This window comes from Streptomyces sp. NPDC048191 (genome assembly GCF_040652655.1).
Classification (GTDB): Bacteria; Actinomycetota; Actinomycetes; order Streptomycetales; family Streptomycetaceae; genus Streptomyces.
Map to the genome: position 1 here is coordinate 40,089 of NZ_JBEZMO010000046.1, position 6,119 is coordinate 46,207.

Consider the following 6,119-nt stretch of genomic DNA (forward strand, 5'->3'; position numbering starts at 1 on the left):
CGGCATCGTCGTCGGTGCTGGGTGGTACCCGTGGGGCATGCCTCACACACCGGCGACACTGCTGCGGCGCGCGGTGCGGCCCGCCTCGCGCGCCGCTTCCCCGCACACCGTGCTCCTCGTCATGTGCGCCGGATACTTCCTGGTGCTGCTCGACGTGACGATCGTCAACGTCGCCCTGCCGCGGATCGGCTCGGGACTCGGCGCGGACGTGGGCGGACTGCAGTGGGTCGTCGACGGCTACGCGCTTGCGCTCGCCGCGCTCATGCTCACCAGCGGCACCGCCGGGGACCTGTACGGCCACCGGCGCGTCGTCCTGACCGGGTTCGCCGTGTTCGGCGCGGGATCCCTGGCCTGTGGGCTGGCCCCCGGCGTGCCCGTGCTCGTCGCCGCCCGCGTGGTCCAGGGCGTCGGTGCCGCGCTGCTGCTGCCGGGCACGCTCGCCATCATCGGCCGGGTCTTCCCGGACGAGGCCGAGCGGGCCCGCGCGATCGGCGTGTGGGCCGGCGTCGGCAGCCTGGCCCTGCCCGCGGGGCCGTTGCTCGGCGGCCTGCTCACCGAGTGGCTCGGCTGGCGCGCGATCTTCCTGGTCAACGTGCCGATCGTGGTGCCGGCGCTGATCTGGTCGGCTGCCGTCGTGCAGGAGAGCCGGGAGGAACAGGCCCGACGGCTGGATCTGCCCGGCATGCTGCTCGGCGCCCTGGCGCTGCTCGCCGTCACCTTCGCCTTCATCGAGGGCGGCCGCCTCGGCGCGGCCGCGCCCGAGGTCCTGACGGCCGCGGTGATCGCCGTCGCCGCCCTGGTGGCGCTGGGCGTGGTCGAGTCACGGCGCGGCGACGACGCGATGCTGCCCCTCGCGCTGCTGCGCCGGTCGGCCTTCGGCGCCGCCAACACGGCCGCCGGGATCATGAACCTGTGCACCCTGGGCACGCTGTTCGTGCTGACGCTGTTCCTGCAGTCGGTGCAGCACCACTCCGTGCTCCTCGCCGGGCTCATGCTCGTCCCGCTGTTCGCGCCGCTCGCCGTGCTCGCGCCGCTCGGCGGCCGCATCACGAGCCGGATCGGCTCCCGCCTCCCGGCCGGCGCGGGCTTCCTGGTCGCCGCGGCCGGACTCGCGCTGCTGCCGCGTGCCACACCGCACGCGGGCTATCCGGTGCTGCTCGTGGCGTTCCTGCTGTGGGGCGTCGGGCTCGGACTGGTCACCCCGGCCGTCGTCGCCGCGGCGATCTCGGCCGTGCCGGGCGAGCGTGCCGGGCTCGCCTCGGCCGTCAACAACACCGCCCGGCAGACGGGCGGTGCGATCGGGATCGCGGTGGCGGGCGCGGTGGCCGGCGCGGCCTCGGACCCGGCCCGTTTCCTCCCGGGCTTCCACGCGGTGGCCGTCGCCTCGGCCTGTCTGTACGCGGTCGCCGCCGTACTGGCCTTCGCGTTGTTGCCGGGTGCGCTGCGGGCGGGGCGGTGGTGAGGGACGGGGCGCTCCGGGCCGGATCACTCACGCGTCCGCCGGGACCGGCGCGGCTCGGCCGCTGGACGGTCGCCTCCTTCCCGCGCCGCTGGGGCGTCGCGCGTCACCGGCGCCGAGGGGTGCGCCGTCCTCGCAGGCGCCGTCGCAGCCGGGCCGCGGCCCATGCCAGCACGGCAACAGCGGCCGCCAGGGCCACCGCCCGCCCGGCGACCGGCCGTCCCGTCGTAGTCCTCCACCACCGCGCCCGGCAGGCAGGACGCGACCCGTTCGCTGTCGAGAAGGGCCGGCCAGGCGTCGTCGACCGGGACGGGGACCGTGAACTCGTGGTGTGGCTCCATCGGGTGCTCCTTCCGGAGGCGTCAGACCGCGCTCGGGTGAATGGCTCCGGCGGTGGTGGTCAGGGGCGCGCCGCTGCCGCCCCAGCGCAGGGCCACGATCTCGGCGGCGACGGAGACGGCGACCTCCTCGGGGGTACGGGCCCCGAGGTCGAGGCCGAGCGGTGAGCGCAGCCGGGACAGTTCGGCCTCGCTCAGACCGGTGCCGGCGAGCCGTTCGCGCCGCTCCTCGTGGGTACGCCGGCTGCCCATCGCCCCGATGTAGGCGGCCGGCCGGCGCAGGGCCTCACGCAGCAGCGGTACGTCGAACTTCGGGTCGTGGGTGAGGACGCAGAGCACCGTGCGGTCGTCGGTCTCGGTGCCCGCGAGATAGCGGTGCGGCCAGTCGACCACGACCTCGACGCCCGCCGGGAAGCGCTTCGGTGTGGCGAAGACCGGGCGGGCGTCGCACACGGTGACCCGGTAGCCGAGGAAGTCGCCGATGCGGGCCACCGCGGCCGCGTAGTCGATCGCACCGAAGACCAGCATGCGCGGCGGCGGCGCGAACGACTGGAGGAACACGGTGACGTCGTCCTCGCGGCGTTCGCCGCGCGGTCCGTAGTGCCTGAGCAGCGAGGCGCCGAGCGCGAGTTCGCCGCGCGCGTCGGCGGTGACGGCCACGTCGAGGCCGCTCGCCCCGAGCGTGCCGTCCGCGCGGTCCGGCCAGACGGCGAGCGTGGCGCCGCGCGGCGCCGGTCCGTCCACCACCGTGGCCACGGTCACCGGCTCGCCCGCGGCGACCGACGCGGCGACCGCGCCGAGCGCCGGGTCCGACGCGGGCGACACCGGCCGTACCAGCACGGTGATCTCACCGCCGCAGGTGAGCCCGACCGCGAAGGCGTCCTCGTCGCTGTAGCCGAAGGTCTCCAGGCGGGCCTCGCCGCTCGCCACGACCTCCTGCGCGAGCTCGAACACCGCCCCCTCCACACAGCCCCCGGACACACTTCCCACGACCTCGTCGTCCGGGCCCACCGCCATCGCGGCGCCGGGGCCGCGCGGGGCGCTGCGGCTGACCGCGACGACCGTGGCCAGACCGAACGGGATCCCGGCCGCGTGCCAGCGGGCCAGCGCCGGCAGAACCTCACGCACGATCCGCTCCTCTCACCCGTGCCCCGTGGGCCTCCGCGCCGCGCACCACGGCCGCGAGCCGCTCCAGCGCCGCCAGGCTGTGGCCTTCGACGAAGGCGTCCACACTGGGCAGCGCCGCCGCCATCCCGGCCGCCGGCGGCGCGTAACCGGGCCGCGCCTTGCGGGGGTTCGCCCAGACCACCTGGTGGGCAAGGGCGTGCAGGCGGCGCATCTGCTGCCCGAGCAGCGCGGAATCGCCGCGCTCCCAGCCGTCACCCTACGACCGCGCTCTGGTCACGGCGAGTGCTGCGGAAGGCTTTTATTGAGCGTTAATCCATTGCCGCTCGGTGCCGGGTCTGCTGCACTGCGCGGTACCCGTTGTCACACAGAGAGGACCAGCGATGCGCGCTGCGTGCATGTCCATCCAGGAAGGAACCCACCCCGTGCCGAAGGACATCACGCTCAGTGCATCTGCTCAATCTCGGAATTCTCGCCCATGTCGACGCCGGTAAGACCAGCCTGACCGAACGGCTGCTGCACACCGCCGGTGTGATCGACGAGATCGGCAGCGTCGACGCCGGCAGCACCACCACCGACACCCTCGCGCTGGAGCGCCGGCGCGGCATCACCATCAAGTCCGCCGTCGTGTCGTTCCCGCTCGACGGGGTCACCGTCAATCTCATCGACACCCCAGGACACCCGGACTTCATCGCCGAGGTCGAGCGGGTGCTCGGCGTGCTCGACGGCGCGGTCCTGGTCGTCTCGGCCGTGGAGGGTGTCCAGGCGCAGACACGTGTGCTGATGCGCACCCTGCGGCGGCTGGGGATTCCCACGCTGATCTTCGTGAACAAGATCGACCGACGTGGTGCGGACGGCGCCGCCGTGCTCGCCCAGATGGCTCGCAAGCTGTCCGTACCGCTCGTCCCCATGGGGGAGCCGGCCGAACCGGGTACGCCCACGGCCCGTTTCGCCGCCCGCCTCGGACCGGCCGCGCTGGACGTGCTCGCCGACCACGACGACGATCTGCTCGCCGCCTACCTCGACGGTGGGGTGACCGACACCCGCCTGCACACCGCCCTCGCCGCCCAGACCCGGCGCACGCTGGTCCATCCGGTGTACTTCGGCTCCGCCATCACCGGAGCGGGCGTGCCCGAGCTGATCGCCGGCATCGAGCGCCTGCTGCCCACCGCCACCGGCGACCCGGCGGGTCCCCTGTCGGCCACGGTCTTCAAGGTCGAACGCGGCCCGGCGGGGGAAAAGGTGGCCTACGCCCGCCTCTTCTCCGGCACCCTCCGCATCCGCGACCGGATCCCGTTCGGAGCCGGGGGAGGAGAGCGAGCTGAGGACGGTGGCGGGGTGGGGGAGCGGGCGGCCGGTGGCCGAGCGGGGGAGGGGGTCCCCGCTGGTCGGGAGGGGGAGTGGGGCACCGGTGGTCGGGTGGGGGAGTGGGCCTCCGGAGGTCCCTTTGGGGAGTGGGGCACGGGTGATCCGGTGGGGGAGCGGGCCTTCGCAGATCCCCTTGGGGAGCGGATCTCCGGTGGCCGGATGGCGAAGCGGACCGCCGACGGCCGGGGGAGCGGCCGGACCTGCGAGGGCGGGGGGAGTGGCCGGACCTGCGAGGGTCAGGGGAGGGGCCGGACCCGCGGCGGCTCGGTGCAGGAACGGGCCGCCGCCCGTCACGTGGAGACACACGCCGCGGACGGCCGAGCGGAGGCCGGGGCTGTCGATGGGCGGGTGCGCGACCGGGTTGCCGACGGCGCTGCGGTGGGGCGGGACGCCGATGGACGGGCGGAGGGTCGGGATGCCGCGGAATGTGAGCTGGGGGTGGACGCAGGTGGACGTGGGAACGGGCGGGGGCTCGACCGGCGGTCGCCGGGCGGGTCGGGGGAGCGGCGGTGGGCCGAGGCGCGGGTCACCGGGATCAGTGTGTTCGAGTGCGGCACGGACGTGAGGCGCGACAGTGCCGGTGCGGGGCGGATCGTGAAGGTGTGGGGACTCGGTGGCATCCGGATCGGCGACGTGCTCGGCCGGCCGCGGGCGGCCCACGCCTACCACTTCGCGCCGCCCACCCTGGAGACCGTCGTCGTGCCCGGTCCCGGCGCCGGCCGGCGCTCCCTGCACCTCGCGCTCACCCAGCTCGCCGAACAGGACCCGCTCATCGACGTCCGCCATGACGAACTGCGCGGGGAGACCTCCGTGTCCCTCTACGGCGAGGTCCAGAAGGAGGTGATCCAGGCGACCCTCGCCGAGGAGTACGGCCTGGACGTCACCTTCCGCGAGACGACGACCCTGTGCGTCGAACGGCCCGTCGGCATCGGTCACGCCGTGGAATTCAACAAGAAGGACGCCAATCCCTTCCTGGCCACGGTCGGCCTGCGGGTCGAGCCCGCCCCGCCCGGCGCGGGCGTGGCGTTCCGGCTGGAGGTGGAGCTGGGCTCGATGCCGTACGCCTTCTTCAAGGCCGTCGAGGACACCGTCCGCGAGACGCTCGGGCAGGGGCTGCACGGCTGGCGCATCCCCGACTGCACGGTCACCATGACCCACTCCGGCTACTCGCCCCGGCAGAGCCACGCCCACCAGGGCTTCGACAAGAGCATGTCGAGCACCGGGTACGACTTCCGGGGCCTGACCCCGCTGGTCCTGACCGAGGCGCTGCGCCGGGCCGGGACCCGGGTGCAGGAGCCCATGCACCGCTTCCGGCTCGAGGCCCCGGCCGACACGCTCGGCGGTCTGCTTCCGGTGCTGGCCCGGCTGGGCGCCGTACCGGAGACCACCGGCGCGCTCGGCGCGGCCTGTGTGCTGGAGGGCACGGTGCCGGCCGCGCGGGTGCACGAGCTCGAGCAGCGGCTGCCCGGGCTCACCCGAGGCGAGGGGGAGCTGGAGACGGCGTTCGACCACTACGCCCCGGTCACCCGCGGCACGGTCCCGGAGCGGCCGCGCACCGACCACAACCCGCTGAACCGGAAGGAGTACCTGCTCAACGTGACACGCCGGGTGGGCGATCGGGCACCTGGCTGACTGATAGTCAACTTACTCAGGAGTCAGAAGGTATTGACGCTGTCCGGGGAGCGTCGGACTGTGGTGGACATGCCGAATTTCCGGGTGCGTCTGCTGGTTGTTCCGGTCGTCCTCAGTGGATTCCTGGCGGCGGCGGGGCGGCCCCCCCCCCCCCCCCCCCCCCCCCCCCCCCCCCCCCGCCCCCCCCCGGGGGGGGC

The 6,119-nt window shown here is 74.5% G+C and carries 3 protein-coding genes and 1 pseudogene; 2 read left to right on the forward strand and 2 right to left on the reverse strand.

Going from position 1 to position 6,119, the window contains the following annotated elements:
- The first annotated feature begins 37 nt into the window (after positions 1-37).
- On the forward strand, positions 38-1,462 hold the full coding sequence (locus tag AB0D93_RS39035) for an MFS transporter (protein WP_362130658.1): 1,425 nt from the start codon (positions 38-40) through the stop codon (positions 1,460-1,462).
- Between the two features lie 359 nt (positions 1,463-1,821).
- On the opposite strand, the gene AB0D93_RS39040 is transcribed toward AB0D93_RS39035, so the two are convergent.
- Positions 1,822-2,925, reverse strand: a complete 1,104-nt coding sequence (locus AB0D93_RS39040) for an XdhC family protein (RefSeq protein ID WP_362130660.1) — start codon at positions 2,923-2,925, stop codon at positions 1,822-1,824.
- Positions 2,918-3,178, reverse strand: a pseudogene (locus AB0D93_RS39045) (VWA domain-containing protein); the annotation flags it as partial. The pseudogene AB0D93_RS39045 and the gene AB0D93_RS39040, both read right to left, overlap by 8 nt.
- Positions 3,179-3,369: 191 nt before the next feature.
- Here AB0D93_RS39045 and AB0D93_RS39050 point away from each other — a divergent pair.
- Positions 3,370-5,922: a GTP-binding protein gene (locus AB0D93_RS39050; RefSeq protein WP_362130663.1), complete on the forward strand. Its 2,553-nt coding sequence runs from the start codon at positions 3,370-3,372 to the stop codon at positions 5,920-5,922.
- The last annotated feature ends 197 nt before the right edge of the window (positions 5,923-6,119 follow it).